General features: G+C 56.5%; 20 protein-coding genes. 3 read left to right on the forward strand and 17 right to left on the reverse strand.

What is annotated here, in order from left to right:
• The first annotated feature begins 90 nt into the window (after window positions 1-90).
• A complete protein-coding gene (locus RCH06_RS15020; protein WP_327082274.1) occupies window positions 91-978 on the forward strand; it encodes a LysR family transcriptional regulator in 888 nt (295 codons plus the stop codon).
• A 61-nt stretch (window positions 979-1,039) separates the two neighbouring features.
• On the opposite strand, the gene RCH06_RS15025 is transcribed toward RCH06_RS15020, so the two are convergent.
• The 3 genes from RCH06_RS15025 to RCH06_RS15035 all read right to left on the reverse strand — a co-directional run bounded on the left by RCH06_RS15025 (window position 1,040) and on the right by RCH06_RS15035 (window position 3,576).
• On the reverse strand, window positions 1,040-1,951 hold the full coding sequence (locus tag RCH06_RS15025; protein ID WP_327082275.1) for a TlpA family protein disulfide reductase: 912 nt from the start codon (window positions 1,949-1,951) through the stop codon (window positions 1,040-1,042).
• Window positions 1,952-1,988: 37 nt separating this feature from the next.
• Window positions 1,989-2,738 carry a 23S rRNA (guanosine(2251)-2'-O)-methyltransferase RlmB gene (gene rlmB / locus RCH06_RS15030; RefSeq protein ID WP_327082276.1) on the reverse strand — a complete coding sequence of 250 codons (750 nt, stop codon included), beginning with the start codon at window positions 2,736-2,738 and terminating at the stop codon, window positions 1,989-1,991.
• A gap of 139 nt (window positions 2,739-2,877) precedes the next feature.
• A complete protein-coding gene (locus RCH06_RS15035) occupies window positions 2,878-3,576 on the reverse strand; it encodes an ABC transporter ATP-binding protein (protein ID WP_327082299.1) in 699 nt (232 codons plus the stop codon).
• Window positions 3,577-3,625: 49 nt separating this feature from the next.
• On the opposite strand from RCH06_RS15035, the gene RCH06_RS15040 reads away from it, so the two are divergent.
• Entirely contained in the window at window positions 3,626-4,351 is a 726-nt protein-coding gene (locus RCH06_RS15040; RefSeq protein ID WP_327082277.1) for an arylesterase, read from the forward strand.
• On the forward strand, window positions 4,348-5,406 hold the full coding sequence (gene mnmH / locus RCH06_RS15045) for a tRNA 2-selenouridine(34) synthase MnmH (RefSeq protein ID WP_327082278.1): 1,059 nt from the start codon (window positions 4,348-4,350) through the stop codon (window positions 5,404-5,406). Before RCH06_RS15040 ends, mnmH begins: the two co-directional genes overlap by 4 nt.
• 134 nt (window positions 5,407-5,540) lie before the next feature.
• On the opposite strand, the gene RCH06_RS15050 is transcribed toward mnmH, so the two are convergent.
• The 14 genes from RCH06_RS15050 to hisS form a co-directional block, all read right to left on the reverse strand.
• Window positions 5,541-5,732 carry a hypothetical protein gene (locus RCH06_RS15050; protein ID WP_327082279.1) on the reverse strand — a complete coding sequence of 64 codons (192 nt, stop codon included), beginning with the start codon at window positions 5,730-5,732 and terminating at the stop codon, window positions 5,541-5,543.
• 56 nt (window positions 5,733-5,788) lie between these two features.
• Window positions 5,789-6,982: a PLP-dependent transferase gene (locus RCH06_RS15055; protein ID WP_327082280.1), complete on the reverse strand. Its 1,194-nt coding sequence runs from the start codon at window positions 6,980-6,982 to the stop codon at window positions 5,789-5,791.
• A 128-nt stretch (window positions 6,983-7,110) separates the two neighbouring features.
• Window positions 7,111-7,635, reverse strand: coding sequence for a phosphoribosyltransferase (locus RCH06_RS15060; protein ID WP_327082281.1), 525 nt, complete (start codon window positions 7,633-7,635; stop codon window positions 7,111-7,113).
• 77 nt (window positions 7,636-7,712) lie between these two features.
• Complete coding sequence (locus RCH06_RS15065) at window positions 7,713-9,053, reverse strand: adenylosuccinate synthase (protein ID WP_327082282.1); 1,341 nt, start codon at window positions 9,051-9,053, stop codon at window positions 7,713-7,715.
• A gap of 89 nt (window positions 9,054-9,142) precedes the next feature.
• Complete coding sequence (locus RCH06_RS15070; RefSeq protein ID WP_327082283.1) at window positions 9,143-10,312, reverse strand: ATP phosphoribosyltransferase regulatory subunit; 1,170 nt, start codon at window positions 10,310-10,312, stop codon at window positions 9,143-9,145.
• Window positions 10,313-10,463: 151 nt separating this feature from the next.
• Complete coding sequence (locus RCH06_RS15075) at window positions 10,464-10,652, reverse strand: DUF2065 domain-containing protein (RefSeq protein ID WP_327082284.1); 189 nt, start codon at window positions 10,650-10,652, stop codon at window positions 10,464-10,466.
• Window positions 10,653-10,658: 6 nt separating this feature from the next.
• Window positions 10,659-11,561 (reverse strand): protease modulator HflC, encoded by a 903-nt coding sequence (gene hflC / locus RCH06_RS15080; RefSeq protein ID WP_327082285.1) that lies wholly within the window; start codon window positions 11,559-11,561, stop codon window positions 10,659-10,661.
• Window positions 11,562-11,573: 12 nt separating this feature from the next.
• Window positions 11,574-12,992, reverse strand: a complete 1,419-nt coding sequence (gene hflK, locus RCH06_RS15085; protein WP_327082286.1) for an FtsH protease activity modulator HflK — start codon at window positions 12,990-12,992, stop codon at window positions 11,574-11,576.
• Window positions 12,993-13,047: 55 nt separating this feature from the next.
• Entirely contained in the window at window positions 13,048-14,208 is a 1,161-nt protein-coding gene (hflX, locus tag RCH06_RS15090) for a GTPase HflX (RefSeq protein ID WP_327082287.1), read from the reverse strand.
• Between the two features lie 17 nt (window positions 14,209-14,225).
• On the reverse strand, window positions 14,226-14,477 hold the full coding sequence (hfq, locus tag RCH06_RS15095; RefSeq protein WP_327082288.1) for an RNA chaperone Hfq: 252 nt from the start codon (window positions 14,475-14,477) through the stop codon (window positions 14,226-14,228).
• Window positions 14,478-14,552: 75 nt separating this feature from the next.
• Window positions 14,553-15,890 carry a ribosome biogenesis GTPase Der gene (gene der / locus RCH06_RS15100; protein ID WP_327082289.1) on the reverse strand — a complete coding sequence of 446 codons (1,338 nt, stop codon included), beginning with the start codon at window positions 15,888-15,890 and terminating at the stop codon, window positions 14,553-14,555.
• A gap of 34 nt (window positions 15,891-15,924) precedes the next feature.
• Window positions 15,925-17,070: an outer membrane protein assembly factor BamB gene (gene bamB / locus RCH06_RS15105; protein ID WP_442799703.1), complete on the reverse strand. Its 1,146-nt coding sequence runs from the start codon at window positions 17,068-17,070 to the stop codon at window positions 15,925-15,927.
• A complete protein-coding gene (locus tag RCH06_RS15110) occupies window positions 17,067-17,759 on the reverse strand; it encodes a YfgM family protein (RefSeq protein WP_327082290.1) in 693 nt (230 codons plus the stop codon). Before RCH06_RS15110 ends, bamB begins: the two co-directional genes overlap by 4 nt.
• 83 nt (window positions 17,760-17,842) lie before the next feature.
• Window positions 17,843-19,201, reverse strand: coding sequence for a histidine--tRNA ligase (gene hisS, locus RCH06_RS15115; protein WP_327082291.1), 1,359 nt, complete (start codon window positions 19,199-19,201; stop codon window positions 17,843-17,845).
• Between the last annotated feature and the right edge of the window lie 10 nt (window positions 19,202-19,211).

Raw genomic sequence — 19,211 nt, forward strand, 5'->3', positions numbered from 1 at the left:
CCCTTGTTCATTAGATGACAGGACTTTGCCGGCAAGCTGCCAATAAGTAAAATAGATAAATTTTTATAAACTCTTCTTTAAAACAGAACCATGCCGTTTTCCCGACTGAACTACCGTCATCTTTATTACTTCTGGATGGTCGCCAAGGAAGGCCACCTGACCCGCGTCGCCGAGCAGTTGCATGTGTCCCAATCGGCGTTGTCGTCTCAAATCCGCCAGCTCGAAGCGCAAATGAATCACGCGCTGTTCCTGCGCCAGGGCCGGAGCTTGCAGCTGACCGAAGTGGGCCGTGTGGTGTTGGGCTATGCCGACGGCATTTTTGCGCTGGGCACCGAACTGGTGGCGGCGGTGGCCGCTGGCGGGGGGCAAAAACTGCAGCGCCTCAAGGTAGGCGGCGTGGCCAACGTGTCGCGCAATTTTCAGGAGAATTTTTTGCGCCCTGTCATGGGCATGGAAGACGTGCAGCTGGTGCTGGAATCCGGCAGCCTGGACGAGTTGCTGCCCCGCCTGGCAGTCCACAAGCTGGACCTGGTGCTGTCCAATCGGCCGGTCAGCGCAGATGACGAACAGCCTTGGCAATGCCGCCGTATTGCGCGCCAGCCGGTGTGCCTGGTCGGCAAGCCGCGCCCTGCTTCGCGTCCGTTTCGCTTTCCGGAGGATCTGGCAGAGGTCAAACTGCTTCTTCCCGGGCACAGCAGCGACATTCGGACCGAATTCGACATGCTCTGCGAACAACTGCAAATCAAGATCCAGGTGTTTGCCGAAGTCGATGACATGGCGATGCTGCGTTTGCTGGCGCGCGATTCGGGCGGCGTGGCGTTGCTGCCCGCCGTGGTCGTGCAGGACGAATTGCACAGTGGCGTGTTGCAGCAATATTGCGTGGTGCCGAAGGTCTATGAAAATTTTTATGCCATCAGCGTCGAGCGGCAATTTCAGTCTGTGGTGCTGAAAAAGTTGCTGTCCAGCACAGCTGACTAAGCGCTTGCGCGGCCGACGCGTGGCCTTTCAGCGGCGCTGACGCCATGCTTTGGCGGAATTTTCAAGGCAAGCTGGCCGCTGGCGAAAGCGCACGCAAACGCTGCAATTTGCTGGCCAGCGAAGCGGCCGACAACTCGCCCAAGTGGGTATCGACCAGCCGGCCCGTGGCGTCGTAGAACAGCGTGGTGGGCAAGGCTTTGGAGCCGACCGCGCTGCCCAGCGCCGCTGCAGGGTCAAACACCACATTCGAGAGTTTCAGACTGTTGCCAGCCAGATAACGCAAGACGGGCGCAGCGTCTTCGCCCTGATTGGCAAACACAAAACGCACGCCGGTTTCGCGCTGCTGTGCCGCGGCAAGCACCGGCATTTCGCGACGACACGGCGGGCACCAGCTGGCCCACAGGTTGACCACCAGCGGTTGGCCCGCCGCCAGCGTTGCCAGATCAACCGACTCGCCTGCCAGCGTCGTCAGTCGCACGGTGGGCCGTGACGTGTTTTCAGCACTGGCCATCAGGCGCAAGCCGCCCTGCAAGGCACCCCAGGTCAACACGCCCGCCATCAGCCCCAGAATAAGCGGTTTGCGCAGCGTGACCTGTTGTGCGCCTTGCCACAGCGCCACCAGCAAGGCCGCCGCCACGCCCGCCCACGGTGTGAAGCCACCGTCGCGAATATCAAGCAGCGTCCAAGGCGCATCGCGGTAGCTGTCCAGCCAAGTCAGCACAAACACCAGGCGAGCCGCCAGCAGCGCCGACAGCAGCATGTCCGACAGGGTCGCGCCGATGCCGGGGTTTTTGAGTTTTTCGGTTGTTTCTACGCTTGGGGTGGATGCTTCAGCGTCGCTGATTGCGCCTGCTTCAGCAGCGGGATGCTGCTGTCCCACAAGCCGGCCCACGCCCAGCGCGACCAAGCCGGCCAGTAACACCGTCAGCTGGCTTACCGGCACGGGAAAGGAGCCGATGCTGAGGGTCAGCATGGCTCAAACGCGGGCTTGCAACCCGCAATGTCAGTTTTCAACCGCGCTGGCGCAAGGCTTCGTACAAGCAAACGCCGCTGGCGACCGAAACATTCAGGCTTTCAACCGCGCCGCGCATTGGGATGCGGACGAGTTCGTCGCAGGTCTTGCGCGTGAGCTGGCGCATGCCTTCGCCCTCGGCACCCAACACCAGCGCCACAGCGCCTTTCAGGTCCACGTCGTAAATCGTCTTTTCAGCGTCGTCGCTGGTGCCGATGATCCAGATGTTGCGTTCCTTGAGCTCACCCAGCGTGCGGGCCAGGTTGGTCACCATGAAATAAGGCACGGTTTCAGCGGCACCGCTGGCCACTTTGGCGACCGTAGCATTGATGCCGGCGGCATGGTCTTTGGGCGCAATCACGGCCTGGGCGCCCGCGCCGTCGGCCACGCGCAGGCACGCGCCGAGGTTGTGAGGATCGGTCACGCCGTCCAGCACCAGCAGCAAAGGCTGGGCCGTGCCCGCTTCCTCCAACTGCTCCAGCAACTCATCGAGCGAAGTGACCTGGGCCACGGCATCGACACGCGCCACCACGCCCTGATGACCATGGCTGCCGCACATCTTGGCCAGGCGCAGGCCGTCGCACTCGACCAGGCGAACGCCCGCTTCGCGAACGCGGTCAGTGAACTGGCGCATGCGGGCATCGCGGCGCGAAACATCATAAAAAACTTCAAGAACCGACTTGGGGGCGGTTTTGAGCCGGACACCCACGGCATGAAAACCGAAAAGAACTTTGGAGGAAGAAGACATGGGGCAATTATCGCTGCTGGCTTTGCGCCCTACCCTGCGCATCGGAGGCAGCCAGAATGATCAGCGCCTCAATTGCTACTTTATTCATAGCTGCTTGCGCCCGTCCAGTATGCGCAAAAGCCTTATTTTGCTGAAAAAATCAGGATTCGACGATCTGCCCGGCCTCAATCGTGATGCGCCGCTGGCAGCGCGCGGCAATCGCCGGGTCGTGCGTGACCAGCACCAGCGTGGTGCCCAGTTCCTGGTTCAGCTCGAACATCAGCTTCATCACAGTTTCGCCCGTCGCAAAGTCCAGGCTGCCGGTGGGTTCGTCGGCCAGCAACACTGCAGGCTTGACGACAAAAGCCCGCGCCAGCGCCACACGCTGCTGCTCACCGCCCGACATCACCTTGGGGTAGTGGTTGAGCCGCTGGCCCAGGCCGACGCGCTTGAGCATGTCGGTGGCCAGCGCCCTGGCCTGCTTGACGCTGGCCAGTTCGAGCGGCAGCATGACGTTTTCAAGCGCCGTCAGATTGGCCATGAGCTGAAAGCTCTGGAACACAAAGCCCAGTTTTTGCGCGCGCAGCGCCGCGCGGTCGTCTTCGTTGATGGCAAAGATATCCTGGCCCGCCAGCCGCACCGTGCCCTGCGTCGGCGTGTCCAGCCCCGCAATGATGGTCAGCAGCGTGCTTTTTCCCGACCCCGATGCACCGACAATGGCGGCGGTTTCGCGTGCGTTCAGGACAAAATCAATATCGCGCAAAATGGTTAATGTGCCGCTCGAATCGGTCACGGACTTGAAAACATGTTCAACGCAAACAATTGGAGTGCTTGCGCCCGTCAATGCACCTGCGTGCATGGACGGCTTTGAAGCCAGATCGCCCTCCCCGGAAACCACAGGTTTAAACATGTCAGCCTTGTCAAAAAACGTTAAATTTACTGCAGCCGACTTTAGCAAGCCTGAACAGGCAGCGCGCAACCGCTGGACCAAACCCATAGGCGCGCTGCTGCTGAGTGCGTTGGCGTGCGCGCCTGGCTTTGCCCAAACGCAGGCCCAGGCCAAGACATCACCCGCTACGCCCACGCTGTTGATCGTCGGCGATTCGCTGAGCGCCGAATACGGCCTCAAGCGCGGCACCGGCTGGGTGCCCTTGCTGGACAAACAATTGGTCAGCGAAAAAATCAACGCCAAGGTCATCAACGCCAGCATCAGCGGCGACACCACCTCGGGCGGACGCTCGCGCTTGCCAGCCTTGCTGGCGCAGCACAAGCCCAGCACGGTGGTGATTGAGTTGGGCGGCAACGATGCGCTGCGCGGCCTGCCGCTGGACATGACTGAAAAAAACCTGACCGCCATGACGCAGGCGTCCAAAAAAGCCGGTGCCAAGGTGCTGCTGATCGGCATGCAGGTGCCGCCCAACTATGGCAGCGCCTACAGTACCGGCTTTTCAAATCTCTTCGCGAAAGTCGCGAAGGCTGAAAAGGTCGCGCTGGTGCCGTTCTTTCTCAAAGGCATCGCCGACGGCGAAGATGCCGCCGCCAATTTTCAGGCCGACCGAATCCACCCCAACGAACCCTCGCAAGCCAGAATGCTGGCCAATGTGTGGCCAGAACTCAAGAAAATCATCCCGTGAGCCTGCAACGTATTTCCGCCGAACAAGCCCTGAGCCAGCTTGCTGATTTCTCCACCGTCATTGACGCCCGCTCTGAAGGCGAATACGCCGAAGACCACCTTCCGGGCGCCGTGAATTGGCCGAGCCTGCACGACGACGAACGAAAAATCGTCGGCACCAGCTACAAGCAGATCAGCCAGTTTGAAGCCAAAAAACTGGGCGCGGCGCTGGTCGCCAAAAACATTGCCGCGCACATCCAGCGCGACGTGCTCGACAAACCCCGCGAATGGCAGCCGCTGGTCTATTGCTGGCGCGGCGGCAAACGCAGCGGCTCGCTGGCGCTGGTGCTGGACCAGATCGGCTTCAAGGTCACCTTGGTCGATGGCGGCTATAAAGCCTTCAGGGCCGCACTGGTGGCCGATTTGCCGCAACTGGCCGCGCAGCACCACTACCGGGTCGTCTGCGGCCCGACCGGCTCGGGCAAGACGCGCTTGCTGCAGGCGCTGGCCGCCCAAGGCGCGCAGGTGCTGGATCTGGAAGCGCTGGCGAACCACCGCAGTTCGGTGCTGGGCATGATTCCGGGTGTGGCGCAGCCCAGCCAGAAAGCCTTCGACAGCCGCATCTGGGCCGCACTGCGCAGCTTTGACCCGACCCGCCCGGTTTACGTTGAAAGCGAAAGCAAAAAAGTCGGTAACGTAGCCGTGCCGGAAGGACTGATCACGACGATGCGGGCCTGCCCGTGCTTGCGCATTGACCTGGCTGAAGAGGAGCGGGTTGCCTTGCTGCTCGAAGACTATGATTTTTTCGTCAGAGACATCGAGTTTTTCTGTACCCGCCTGACCGCCTTGACCGAAGCGCGCGGCAATGCCACCGTGCAAGACTGGCAGGCGCGTGCCCGCAGCGGCGACGTGGCGTCAGTGGTGCTGGAATTGCTGAAAAATCATTACGACCCGGGCTATCTGCAGTCCATGCAGCGCAACTTCACGCAGCATGAAACGGCGCGGGGCCTGTCACCGCGCAATCGCAGCGTCGAAGCCATGGCGGAACTGGCACAGCAGATTTTGGCTGAGGCTTAAACAAAAAAAACCGGCATCACCTGGGCTGCGATGTCGGTTTAATAAATTGGTTAGCTATCAAATAAATAGCTGCTTGCGCACGTCCCTATTGCGGAAGAAGGCTTTTTTGCTTGAATTCAGGGAAAAACTTCAATTCAGGGTGGGGAACCAGCGGGTGGAATGCCCAGTTGGGCTTCGCTGACGTTGTCCTGATCTGGCACACCGCCCTCGGTCATGTCGCCGTCATCGGGTTTGCCTTCACCTTTGCGCTTGAGTTTGTCTTCTTTTTTTCTTTTTTTGGCCAGCTCCTTCTGGCGTTTTTCATAGGAGTAGTTGGGAGTTGCCACAGCATGCTTTCGTGAATAGGTAAGCCTTACTGTAATGCATTGCCATCAGGCCCCCATCAGAGGCGCGCCAAGCCTTGGGCAATGTCCGCCTGCAGGTCGGCGACGGCCTCCAGACCGACCGAAAACCGCACCAGACCGCCTTGCCAGGGCCAAGGTTTGACAACCCGCAACTTCGGCATGTCATACGTCACGCACAGGCTCATGGGGCCGGCCCAGCTGTAGCCGAGCTTGAAGAGTTGCAAACTGTCGCAAAACCGGTCGATCTGCAATTGCGTAATCTCTGGCTTGAAAACAGCACTGAACAGACAGGCCGCGCCACTGCAATCGCGTTTCCACTGCGTATGCCCCGGCGAGTCCGGCAACGCCGGATGCAGCACCGCAGCAATTTGCGGCTGGGTCTGCAGCCAGGCCGCCAGCTGGCGCGTGGCGGCATCCTGGGCGGCATAGCGCAAGGCCATGCTGCTCAGGCCGCGCAGCACCAGTTCAGCGTCATTGCCGCTGACGCCGTACCCCACGCGCATATGGCAAAAATGGATGAGTTGCTGCAACGCTTCATTGTTAGTCACCACCGAGCCCATCAGTACGTCGGCGCCGCCGCTAGGGTATTTGGTCAGGGCTTGCACCGAAATATCAGCGCCCAGCGTGAAGGCATTGAACGCCAGACCCGCGCCCCAAGTGTTGTCGAGTGCGGTGACAGCACCTTCGGGGTGCGCCTGCCCCGGCGATGCGTTGTGCGATTTGACGACCGCGACCAGCGCCGGCAAGTCTGGAAACTCCAGCGTGATGGAACCCGGCGCTTCGAGCCAAACGAGTCGGCTTTTCTGATTCAGTTTGGCGGCCAGATCAGCCGGGTTCATGGCATCGTAAAACTGGCAGATGATGCCCCAAAAGGCGAGTTCGGCTTCGGCAAATGTTCTGTTGGGGCCGTAAGCGTTATCCGGGATCAGCACTTCGTCACCGGCCTTCAGCAAGGCCATATCGACCAACACCACGGCTGCCAGACCACTGGGCACCAACGTGCAGAATTTACCGCCTTCGAGCGTGGCAATGCGCTCTTCCAGCGTGAAAGTGGTCGGCGTGCCGTGCAGGCCGTAGGTGTAACCGGTTTTGTGCTTCCAGTCGCGGCTGCGCAGGGCCGCCATACTGGGAAAAATGATCGTCGAGGCTTTGTAAACCGGCGGGGAAATGGCCTTAAAGCCAGCAGGCGGCGTGTAGGGGTGATGAATCAGTGTGGTGGATAGTTCGCTCATGCCGTCATGGTAGCGGCAAACCGAAGCCCTCTTTACGTCACCCAGACCCGTAGAGCCTTCTCCGCCAGCCCGCAGGCGGAGAAGGCTCTGAGCCGCCGGGAGTTACGCGAAGCGAACGAGCGTAAGGGCTATATTTTCCACTTGTCCATCAACTGCTCAGGCGTGAGCGAATCGTAGCTTTCGAATGGCTGGTGAATCCACGGATTGGTGGGAAGAATTTCTACCGAATAGTCGGCCTGGAAAGTCGAAACCCCTTTGGTCCAGATCACCGCGCTGCGCAGCTCGGTGATCGGCTGGTAGTTGTGGCGCAGCTGGTGAATGACCGAATTGAGCGTCAGACCAGAATCGGCCAGATCATCGACCAGCAAGACCTTGCCGGCAATCTCACCTTTGGGAGTGGTAATGTAGTGGGCAATGTCCAGTTTGCCCTGCACCGTCCCCGCATCGGCGCGGTAGGAACTGGTGGACATGATCGCCAGCGGCTTGTCAAAAATGCGCGACAAAATATCGCCTGGCCGCATGCCGCCACGCGCCAGGCACAAGATGGTGTCGAACTGCCAGCCAGACTGGTGAATCTTGATGGCCAGTTTTTCAATCAGGTTGTGGTATTCGTCATAGCTGACATAGAGATGCTTGCCGTCTTCGGTCAACATGAAATTACTCCTGAATTAATAGCCGCCTGCGCCCGTACTGATTGCGCCGGCAGCCTATTTCGCTAATATTTAAGGTTTCAGAGGGCGTACGGGTTACGTAGCAAGATGGTGTGATCCCGGTCTGGACTGGTCGAGATCATGTGAACCGGCACGCCGGTGACTTCTTCAATGCGCTGCAGGTAACGCTGCGCTGCCGCTGGCAGCTTGTCGTAGTCGGTCACGCCGACGGTGCTTTGCGTCCAGCCGGGCATGGTTTCGTAAATCGGCACACAGCTGGCGATGTCATCGGCACCCATCGGCAAAATGTCGATGGTCTGGCCGTCAAGCGTATAGCCGGTACACAGCTTGAGCTCTTCAATGCCGTCAAGCACATCAAGCTTGGTGATGCACAAGCCCGACAGGCCGTTGACCTGTGCCGAACGCTTGAGCAGGGCCGCGTCAAACCAGCCGCAGCGGCGACTACGCCCAGTAGTAACACCTTTCTCAAAGCCCACGGTGCTCATGTGGTAGCCCGGCGTGCCTTCGACTTCCCAGTCAAGTTCGGTCGGGAATGGGCCACCGCCGACGCGGGTGCAATACGCCTTGGTGATACCCAGTATGTAATGCAACATGCCCGGCCCGACGCCAGCGCCGGCCGAAGCATTGCCGGCCACGCAATTGCTGGACGTAACGTACGGGTAGGTGCCGTGGTCCACGTCGAGCAAGGTGCCCTGTGCGCCTTCAAACAGCAGGTTCGCGCCATCACGGTGCGCATCGTTGAGTTCACGCGAAACGTCTGCCATCATCGGCTTGAGCAGCTCGGCGTGCTTCATGGCTTCGTTGTAAACCGTGTCAAAGTCGACAGCCGGCGCGTTCAGGAAGCCGGTCAGCACAAAGTTGTGTAGGTCGAGCAACTCGCGCAGCTTGGCGGCAAAGCGCTCGGGGTGCTTCAAGTCCTGTACACGCAAAGCGCGGCGGGCAATCTTGTCTTCGTAAGCCGGGCCAATGCCGCGACCGGTTGTACCGATCTTCTCGGTGCCGCCCTTTTCGCGAAAATTCTCACGCGCAATGTCGAGCGCCGCATGGAACGGCAAGATCAGCGGGCAGGCTTCGCTGATGCGCAGGCGGGAGCGCACTTCCACCCCGGCTTTTTCAAGCCCTTCGATTTCCTCAAACAGCTTGGCGGCCGACAGCACCACGCCATTGCCGATGTAGCACTTGACGCCCGGGCGCATGATGCCGCTCGGAATCAGGTGCAAAGCCGTTTTCACGCCATTGATGACCAGCGTATGGCCGGCATTGTGGCCGCCCTGAAAGCGCACCACGCCCTGTGCCATTTCGGTCAGCCAGTCCACCAGCTTGCCCTTGCCTTCATCACCCCACTGGGTGCCCACGACTACGACGTTACGGCCCGTGGCGGCGCTTGATTTGTTTGTCATCTTCAGTTCTCGTTAAGGATCAAATGGATAAAGCCGGCCAAGAGTCTGGCCCGTCGTCCGGCTTGTCGCACCGCTTTTTTTGATGCGGCTTAATTTCGTGTCTGGACGACCCATTCGCCGGCTTTCAAAGCCAGTTCGCGGTCGCAATCAAATTCATTGACTTCATTTTCATGGCCAGGCAGCACACAGGTCACGGTTTCACCGCTGGCCCGCAGCCGGCCAATGGCGGCATTAAGACTGGCATCGTCGCGCCAAGGCGCACAAACCGCGGCCCTCAGAGGTCGGGGTGGCAAAACGCTGACAAGTTCCTTCAAGTCAAGGCTGAATCCAGCAGCAGGCCGGTTGCGGCCAAACACCGCGCCAACCTCGTCATACCGGCCGCCTCGCGCCAGTTCGGCACCCTGGCCATAAATGGCAAAACGGGTACCGCTGTAATAGGCATAACCGCGCAGGTCGGCCAGGTCAATGCTGACTTTTACATCACCGGCACGGGATGCCAGCCACTTCAAATTTTGTAGCGCCTCGCGGATACCTGGCAAGGACGGAAGCACTTTTTCAGCTTCAAGCAGGACTTGTTCATCGCCGTAGAGTTGCATCAACGCCATCATGCCTTCGCGCGCTTGCGCAGAAATACCGCCTTCCAGCCCAGCCAGAAGAATGCTCATTTCGCTGGCATCCTTCGCTGCCAGCGCCGCATGGATTCGCGACAAGCTGGCTGCGCTGATCGTGGCGCCTTCCAGCAAGCTCGAAACAATGCGTACATCGGCCATGTCAACCATCAAGTCGGCGACACCAGCAGCTTGCAGGCAGTCCAGTGCCAGTCGCTGGGCTTCAAGGTCGGCTTCTAGGCCGGCATGGCCATAAATTTCCGCACCAAACTGCAAAGGCTCACGGGTGGCATGAGGCTTGTCGGCGCGGGTATGAAGCACCGGACCACAGTAGCAAAGACGCGCTACGCCGCTGCGGTTCAACAAATGCGCATCAATGCGTGCAACCTGCGGTGTGGTGTCGGCACGCAAACCCAGAGTGCGGCCTGACAGCTGGTCAACCAGCTTGAAAGTCTGCAAATCCAGCGCTTCACCGGTTCCGGTCAGCAACGATTCCAGGTGTTCCAGCAGCGGCGGCATGACCAACTCGTAACCATAGCTGCGCGCTGTATCCAGAAATAGACGGCGCAACTCTTCGATGTGGCGGGCCTCGGAGGGCAAGACATCGGCAATTTGATCGGGCAATTGCCAAGATGACGACCAGGCGGGCATTGTATTTTTCGTAAGCTGTTAAAAAAGGGATTTTACCGGGCTTAGCACGGGTTTAACCAAGACCGCTGCAGGCGCGAGAAACTCTGGCTTAAATAGTGAAGTCAGCAACCAGGCAGCAAGATGAAAAACCAGCAGATATTGAGCGCTGGATTCAATTCAGCAATGCCAGACAAACCAGGCCCATCGCAATACTGCCGAGTCCGAAAAAGCGAATCTGCCCATCGCTCAGGGCAAGAATCTTTTCAAACATACGCCGCCATATCGAAGGTGAGATAAGAGGCAACAACCCTTCCATCACCAGCAGCAGCGCCAGCGCTTGCCAGAGCATGCTGGTGGTCAAGACTGGTTATTTTTTTGCTGGTGCAGCAGTATTACTGCCTGATCCACGCATGGCCTTGAAGAAATCGGACGAAGGATCGACCACCATGACATCGCTTTTCTTATTGAAGCTGGCCTTGTAGGCATCAAGACTGCGATAGAACTGGGCAAACTGTGCGTCCTTGCCAAACGATTCAGCGAAGGTGCGCGCTGCATCAGCGTCGCCTTCACCCTTGATCTTTTGTGCTTCGCGGTAAGCATTGGCAATCGTGATTTCACGCTGCTTGTCTGCATCAGCACGAATTTTTTCACCTTCAGCGGCACCGGTCGAACGCAACTCGTTGGCAACCCGCTTGCGCTCGGCTTCCATGCGGCGATAAACCGATTCCGTGATGGCTTCAACATAATCGACACGCGTAATGCGCACATCGACCACGTCAACGCCCCAAGGCTTGGCACCCCGCACGACGCTCAGCACTTCTTTCTTAACGTCGGCCATCAACTCCTCACGTTTGAGCGATAGCAGGTCTTTGACAGTGCGGCGATTAATTTCTTCCTGGAAAGCATTACGAACCACTCGATTGAGTTGGTTGGCACCCGCCTTTTCGTCAAGCCCCACGTTACGGATGTACTCGGAAGGATTGGTGATGCGCCAGCGAACATACCAGTCAATCACCACGCGTTGCTTTTCAGCAGTGAGCATGGGTTCTGAATCGGTACTGTCGAGCGTCAGCAAGCGCCGGTCAATGTAAGAAACATTCTGGAATGGCGGAGGCAGCTTGAAATTGAGGCCCGGCTCCAGAACCACCTCCTTGATCTGACCCAGTGCGTAGACCACGCCAAACTGGCGCTGGTCAACAACAAACAGTGTAGAACTGAGCAGCGCCAGAAGCACCAGCAACGAAGAAACGACAAGTCCGACTCTATTCACTTTTTGTTTTCCTTAGCGGGTTTCACGTTCGCGCGTGCGGGAAGTATCGCGCGCACGGGAATCAAGAGGGATGCTGGTGACAGGAGGCTGCGTTGCGGCAGCCGCTGTGCCGCCACCCGGCAGTGCTGTACTGTCAGCACTTGCAGCCGCGCCATTTTGCGAAGTCATCTGCATGATTTTGTCAATCGGCAAATACAGCAGATTAGATCCGTTGCGCGACTCCACCAGCACTTTAGTCACGTTGGTGTAGACCTGCTGCATTGCGTCGGTGTACATCCGGTCGCGAGTCACTTGGGGGGCTTTTTGGTATTCGGTCAGGACGGAGCTGAAACGCTGCGCGTCACCTTCAGCCTGTGCAATGATGCGCGCCTTGTAGGCATCTGCCTCTTCCTTGAGCCGCGAAGCTGAACCTACAGCACGTGGAACCACGTCATTGGCATAAGCCTGTGCTTCGTTCTTGGCGCGTTCACGCTCCTGTCCGGCTTTTAGCACGTCATCAAATGCGGCCTGTACCTGCTCGGGTGGGCGCACGCCGCTTTGCTGTAAATTGATGGCAACGATTTCCACGCCCACTTTGTAACGATCCAGAATGGTTTGCATCAGCACCCGAACGCGGGGGCCGATCTGGTCGCGCTCTTCAGCCAACGCCATGTCCATTTTCATCTTTCCAACCACTTCGCGCACCGCAGTTTCAGCCGCCTGAACCACTGCAGCAGCAGGATCCTTGCTCTCGAAAAGATAAGCGCGGGCATCGTTCAAACGATATTGCACAGCGAACTTTATTTCGACGATGTTCTCGTCTTCAGTCAGCATGGCCGAGTCCCGCAGTCCAGTGGCCTTAATTATCGTGTCCCGACCCACGTCGACCGAGCGAATCTGGGTGACCACCACGATTTCGTGACGCTGTATCGGATACGGCAAACGCCAGTTGAAACCAGCGCCTACTGTTGAGTTGTACTTACCAAATTGGGTGATGACGGCTTGCTGCCCCTCTTGAACAATAAAAAAGCCGGTTCCCAACCAGATCAGTGCAACCACGGCAGCAATCAAACCGACTCCGATACCTGCATTTTTCATATCAGGCTTGAATCCACCCCCATTACCGCCATTGCTATTGTCACCACCCCCAAAGCCACCTCGATTACCACCATTTTTGGCACCGCCAAACAGGCCTCCCAGCTTGCGATTGAAGTCGCGCCAGAGTTCGTCAAGATCGGGCGGGCCTGAATTTGGACCCTGGCCTTGAGGACGGTTAACTTGCTTGGGTGGCTGCCTGTCTTCGGGCGAATTTTCAGGTTTGACCCCATCAGACGAGGACTTGTCGTCATCTCGACCCCAACGCGGATCATTGAGATTGAACATGCCTTGGGCGCGTTGTTTGAGCCGACCCGGAAGGTTCGTCAACGTCTGCAGCACGGGATTCAAATTCATGGAATGAAACTCACTTTTTTATAACACCAACATTGTGTCGAACGAAATTACCAACTCAGGCAGGGTCATCGGATGCTTGGGGGATTTCGTCTGAGGGAACATTTACAGCCAGTGAAGCCAGCAACTCGCGAAGCAAGGCAAGACTTTCGCCTGTTTTCGCACTGACGAACACACGCTCGACACTGCGGCATGAACCCTCGAAGGCATCCCTAAGTTCAAACTTGTCTTTGAGATGCAGGGGTAAACTGTTTTTTTCAATAGCGTCAAGCTTGTTGAATACCAGTATTTGAGGAACGTCAGCGGCGCCAATCTCGGACAGCACTCGTTGCACTTGCTCAATCTGCTCGAGATAATCAGGATTAGCACCATCAACCACATGCAACAGCAAATCGGCATCAGCTGCTTCCTGAAGCGTTGCGGCAAATGCATCAATCAATCCGTGTGGCAAATCCCGGATAAAACCAACCGTATCAGACAGTGATGCCGAGCGCCCCGCTTCGCCCAGATAGAGTTGGCGAGTTGTCGTGTCAAGGGTTGCAAAAAGCTGATCGGCGGTATACGCACTGGCTTTGACCAATGCATTAAACAAGGTCGATTTTCCGGCGTTGGTATAACCCACTAGCGAAATCGCGAAGGAGTTGCGCCTGTCGCGCTGCTTTCTTTGCGTCTGGCGCTGCTTCTTGACTTTGCTTAGACGCTCTTTGGTACGCTTGATGGCATCGCCAATCATGCGCTTGTCAAGTTCAATCTGTTTCTCCCCCGGCCCGCCACGAACACCAGCACCACCAGTTTGCCGCTCCAAGTGAGACCAGCGCCGTACCAGACGGGTTGATACATATTGCAGCCTGGCCAGTTCGACTTGCAGTTTGCCCTCGTGACTCCGGGCACGCTGTGCAAAAATTTCCAGAATCAACAATGTCCTGTCGTTAACCGGCATTTCAAGATGACGCTCAAGATTACGCTGCTGTGCAGGACTTAATGACTGATCGAACAAAATTTCGGTAGCGCCAGTTTCTAGCGCCATCATCTTTATTTCGTCAGCTTTGCCTGAACCGATGAACAGCGCCGCGTCAGGCGCTTTACGCTTGCAAGTGATTCGCGCTACAGGCAGCAAGCCTGCAGTCTGTGCAAGCAAGCCGAGTTCCTGCAAATCTGAATCAAAATTGGGGAGGCCTAAATCGACCCCTACCAGAAGGGCGAGTGTTTGTGTTTTCACCGGATCGTCGTGGGTGCTCAGTTGACTGGCGCTTCTTCGGACTCAGCAGTTGAAAAATTCACTGCACGTCCGGGGACGATGGTAGAAATCGCATGCTTGTAAACCATTTGGGTTACGGTATTGCGAAGCAGAACGACATACTGATCGAAAGATTCAATCTGCCCTTGCAACTTGATTCCATTGACCAGATAAATAGAAACAGGAACATGCTCGCGACGTAATGTATTGAGAAATGGATCCTGCAAAAGTTGACCTTTATTATTGCTCACGATATTTTCCGTGTTAAAAAAGTTGATAGAACTTGACCATAACACACCGATTTCGGTGGACCAGTAGGATAAATCTTATTCCTTATCCTTAAAAGGATTAACAGAGCTTTTCAACTGAATTCGCAGAGGAGTTCCAACCAGATCAAACTCCTTGCGAATGCGCCCTTCAAGATAACGCTTGTAAGATTCAGTGACATGCTCCAGCGAATTGCCGTGAACAATGACGATCGGTGGATTCATGCCACCCTGATGCGCATAGCGCAGCTTGGGACGAAACACACCCGATCGCTGTGGCTGCTGAAACTGAACGGCTTCCATTAGCAGACGCGTCAGCACAGGCGTCGACATCTTGCGATTAGCCGACGCATGGGCGTGAACAATGGATTTCCAGACCGGGCCCAGTCCTTGGCGTTTGATAGCAGAGATGTGGTGAATCGACGCGAATTTCAGAAAACCCAGGCGGGTTTCAATCGAGCGTTGCAGCAGCTCTCGCTGATAAGCATCTACCGCATCCCACTTATTCACCGCCAACACTACAGCACGACCACTCTCAAGAATATAGCCAGCAATATGCGCATCCTGGTCGGTCACGCCTTGCGTGGCATCCAGCAGGAGCAACACGACATGGGCGTTTTCAATAGCTTGCAAGGTCTTTACGACTGAAAATTTCTCGATTGCCTCAAATACCTTGCCTTTACGACGAAGGCCCGCAGTATCAATCAACTCGAACTTCTGCCCGGCATGCTCGAAGGGCACAGAAATGGCATCCCGGGTCGTCCCAGGTAAGTCGAAAGCTACCAGCCGCTCTTCGCCAAGCCAGGTGTTGATCAGTGTAGATTTACCAACATTAGGACGCCCTGCCACGGCCAGCTTGATGACGGCTGGATCTTCCGGCTCGACGTCAGTTTCCGGGTCGGGCAGATTAAGAGGAGCCAGCGCAAGATCAACCAGCATCCGCATGCCTTGACCGTGCGACGCTGAAACCGCCAGCATTTCACCCAGACCCAGTTCAAAAAACTCGGCTACTTGCGTGCCTTCCGGCAGGCCTTCGGCCTTGTTGGCTGCAAGCACGGTTGGCTTGCCCAATTTGCGCAAGTACTTTGCAATGTCATAGTCTTGCGCGCTGATGCCTGCACGCGCATCAACTACAAAAATCACCACATCAGACTCGGCTACGGCCTGACGTGTCTGCTTGGCCATTTCCTTGTAAATGCCTGTGATGGCATCGGGTTCGAATCCACCGGTATCAATGACGATGTATTCATGCGGCCCAAGCTTGCCGTTGCCGTAATGACGATCACGCGTCAGTCCGGCATAGTCGGCCACGATCGCATCGCGCGTCTTGGTCAGCCGGTTAAAAAGTGTTGACTTGCCCACATTTGGGCGTCCAACTAACGCAATGACAGGTTTCATCAAAAGATTAAATCAGTTTCTGGCAAGAATGCCGTTATTCGGGCTGAAAGCCGTAAATTCCGCCGTTACGCGTGACTGCGATAAGCGTGTTGCCTGCAAGCACCGGGGCCGCAACAATTGCCGAGCCATCCGTCGTGAGGCGATTGAGCAAGGAGCCGTCTTCGCGGGACAGCAAATGAACAAAACCGGTGTCATCGCCTATGACCACAGAGCGACCAGCAACCAGCGGCGCACTCAGACCCCTGTAACGCAACTTTTCGCTTGACCAGACACGCTCGCCGTCAGCACGTTTCCAGGCGATGACAGTGCCATCAACCTCGGTGCCGAACAGCAAGCTGTTATCGCCATGAATACCCTGCACACCATTGGCGGGTTTAGTCCAAAGCAGGCTGCCGCGCGCAGCATTGACGCATCCGATACCCGTCTGGAATGCCCGTACGCAAACAGTGTCACCGACCCGGCTGAAACGCCCCACCAGATCTACCAGGCGCTCTATGTCATTAATACCGCGTGATGTGGCAATTGGGGCCTCCCATTGGATATTTCCATTCGAAGGATCAAGACCCACCAAGCGGCCAGACAAACCAACCACCAAAGTATTGCCAACTGCCAGCATTACACCCGACTGACGCAAAATCAGAGGTTCGTTGGAACGCTGCTGGCCCCATAGTTTGCGCCCGGTCTGACCATCAAAGGCATTGACCGAACGGTCTGCAGCAAGCACAAAAACCCGCTCACCGGCAACAAAAGGAGCCGTAAAAACCTGGGCATTCAACTTTTGACGCCACAATTCCCGACCGTCCTGAAGCGCAACAACTTCATTGGCTTTGGTGACAACTGCAAGCACTTTTCCATCGCTACCAACACCCGCAGAAATGGGTGCTTTCAGTGCCACACGCCAGATATCACGACCCGTTTGTGCATCGAGAAGCACCACTGTGCCGTCGTCACTGGCAATAGCGGCACCTTGTCCGGATACAGAGACATCCAGAGGGAAATTAACAGCACCCATACGGCTATTCCAGCTTTGGCGTGCGGATACTAATGGCGTTACGGGCTGGAGTTCTGCAGGCTGAGGCTTTTTAAGTCCACCAAAGCAGCCCGCAAGGAGCGCTATAGTAATGATAGCTATAGGTGGCCGTATTGCTTGCGCAAGTGATCGAAAAGATTGCTTATTCACTTGTTTACTCCGGTGGATTCAGCGGCTGCAGTTTTCACCTGTCCGACAGTGGGGTCAATACCGAGCGCATTGAGCTTCACCTCAACCATGCGGCGGTATTCAACGCTTGTATCAAGATCTTTGTAAGCCTTCTCGTATTCAGCCTTGGCTTCGACTTTTTTGCCTTGGGCCATCAAGATATCGCCCCGGCGGTCGGCAACCAGGCCCGAAAAATCTTTTGGAAAAGTACCTGATAGCTGCTGCAAGGCTTCGTCAAAGGATTTTTTTTCCAGCAAGATGCCTGCAAGCCGCAATTTCGCAATCGCTTGGTAACCTGGATCGGACGATTTATTGGCAACCCAAGTCAGGGCGGTGCGTGCGGCATCGATATTGCCTTTGTCGTAATAAGCTTTGGCCGCCAGAAGACCTGCTTGCTGTGCATAAGCCGTACCGCCAAAACGATCCTTCATATCGGCCAGCGAGCGGTCTATTCGTGCAGTTTCGCCTGATTTCACTGCACGCTCAATCTCGTCATACAGCACCGATGCCTGGGCCGCCTGCGTACGCTGCCAGTAATGGTAGCCATTCCAGGCAGAAAACGCCCCCAAAACAACAATCAGCAACCAAGTAATCAGGTTGCCATACTGTTTCCAGAAATGCTTGAGTTCGTCAAGTTGTTCCTGTTCTTCCAAGTCAAGGTGTTTTGCCATAAATTTCGGGTAGTGCTACCCCGTCACGGGGAGTATTGAATTGGATGATTGTAGAGTGCCTCAACTGGCGCTCAGATCGCCGTTTAGCTACGCAGCATTTCGACCCAGGCCGCTACGTTATCCAGCGGCTGAAGGGTTTGTGCCTGAGGTGCGGCAGTTTTTTCACCGCGCAAGGGTTTCACGGCTACACAACCTTGAAGTAATTCGGCAGCACCAAAAATCAGTGCAAATCGGGCTCCGCTGCCATCTGCGCGCTTGAACTGTGACTTCATGCTGCCCATGCCCTCCGCCGTAGCGCCGGCGTGCATTTGTACGCTGACACCCGCAGCGCGCAAAGCCTGCAGTGTTTGCAACACAACTGGCAAAGCAGACGCTTCGGGAATCACTGCATAAGCGTCCGGTTCTGGATTTGGAACACTGTTGCCCTGCTCCTTAATGAGCTCAAGTACACGCTCAACGCCTAATGCCCACCCAACGGCTGGTGCAGCTTTGCCACCCATCTGCTCAATCAGGTAGTCATAGCGGCCGCCAGCGCAAATAGTTCCCTGCGCGCCCAATCGATCTGTCACAAACTCAAACACAGTGAGGTTGTAATAATCCAGGCCGCGTACCAGCCGGTGATTAAGAGTCCAGGGAATGCTGTTGGCGTCCAAAATAGCTTTGAGCCCTTCAAAATGCGCCAAGGACTCGGCACCCAGAAAGTCAATAAGACGCGGCGCACTTTCAACCACTGCCTTCATAGCAGGATTTTTAGTGTCCAGAATACGCAGGGGGTTACTGTGTAAACGTCTTTTTGCCTCTTCATCCAACGTATCAGCATGAAGCTCCAAATGAGCAATGAGCTGGGCCCGATGCTGCGCACGCTCTTCTGGTTGGCCAAGGCTGTTGATTTCTAGCCGCCAGTCCGTCAGGCCGAGCTCTTTCCACAGTGCAGCGGCCAATAGGATCAGCTCTGCATCCACTTCAGGCCCTGCGAAACCCAGAGCTTCCGCACCGATCTGGTGAAACTGACGATAACGTCCACGTTGCGGCCGCTCACGGCGGAACATCGGACCCATGTAATACAGTCGTTTTCCACCGTCATACAAAAGGTTGTGTTCGGTAACGGCTCGAACCACGCTGGCCGTATTTTCAGGTCGCATGGTCAGATGGTCATGGTCGCCATGCTTGTCAGAGCGGTCTTCGAAGGAATACATTTCCTTTTCGACAATATCGGTCACTTCGCCGATACCGCGTACAAATAGCTGGGTATGTTCCAGTATGGGTGTTCGGATGTTGCGGTAAGCGTAGCGGCCCATCAGGGTCCGAACCTTGTCTTCGAGCCATTCCCAGCGCGCCGAATCTGGCGGAAGAATATCGTTCATGCCCTTGACGGCAACAAGTTTTTCTACTTTTTGGAAAACGGATTTTCCCGTCCGTTCGGCGGTCACTTTTTCAGGCATTTATTCAGAA

The sequence above is a fragment of the Polaromonas sp. CG_9.5 genome (genome assembly GCF_035984465.1).
Taxonomy (GTDB): Bacteria; Pseudomonadota; Gammaproteobacteria; order Burkholderiales; family Burkholderiaceae_C; genus Polaromonas.

What these genes read in the sequence shown, in the direction of transcription:
- RCH06_RS15020 (WP_327082274.1), top strand. Translation starts at nt 91, where the DNA reads ATGCCGTTTTCCCGACTGAACTACCGTCATCTTTATTACTTCTGGATG.
- RCH06_RS15025 (WP_327082275.1), bottom strand. Translation starts at nt 1,951, where the DNA reads ATGCTGACCCTCAGCATCGGCTCCTTTCCCGTGCCGGTAAGCCAGCTG.
- rlmB (WP_327082276.1), bottom strand. Translation starts at nt 2,738, where the DNA reads ATGTCTTCTTCCTCCAAAGTTCTTTTCGGTTTTCATGCCGTGGGTGTC.
- RCH06_RS15035 (WP_327082299.1), bottom strand. Translation starts at nt 3,576, where the DNA reads ATGCACGCAGGTGCATTGACGGGCGCAAGCACTCCAATTGTTTGCGTT.
- RCH06_RS15040 (WP_327082277.1), top strand. Translation starts at nt 3,626, where the DNA reads ATGTCAGCCTTGTCAAAAAACGTTAAATTTACTGCAGCCGACTTTAGC.
- RCH06_RS15055 (WP_327082280.1), bottom strand. Translation starts at nt 6,982, where the DNA reads ATGAGCGAACTATCCACCACACTGATTCATCACCCCTACACGCCGCCT.
- RCH06_RS15060 (WP_327082281.1), bottom strand. Translation starts at nt 7,635, where the DNA reads ATGTTGACCGAAGACGGCAAGCATCTCTATGTCAGCTATGACGAATAC.
- RCH06_RS15065 (WP_327082282.1), bottom strand. Translation starts at nt 9,053, where the DNA reads ATGACAAACAAATCAAGCGCCGCCACGGGCCGTAACGTCGTAGTCGTG.
- RCH06_RS15070 (WP_327082283.1), bottom strand. Translation starts at nt 10,312, where the DNA reads ATGCCCGCCTGGTCGTCATCTTGGCAATTGCCCGATCAAATTGCCGAT.
- hflK (WP_327082286.1), bottom strand. Translation starts at nt 12,992, where the DNA reads ATGAATTTGAATCCCGTGCTGCAGACGTTGACGAACCTTCCGGGTCGG.
- der (WP_327082289.1), bottom strand. Translation starts at nt 15,890, where the DNA reads ATGAAACCTGTCATTGCGTTAGTTGGACGCCCAAATGTGGGCAAGTCA.
- RCH06_RS15110 (WP_327082290.1), bottom strand. Translation starts at nt 17,759, where the DNA reads ATGGCAAAACACCTTGACTTGGAAGAACAGGAACAACTTGACGAACTC.
- hisS (WP_327082291.1), bottom strand. Translation starts at nt 19,201, where the DNA reads ATGCCTGAAAAAGTGACCGCCGAACGGACGGGAAAATCCGTTTTCCAA.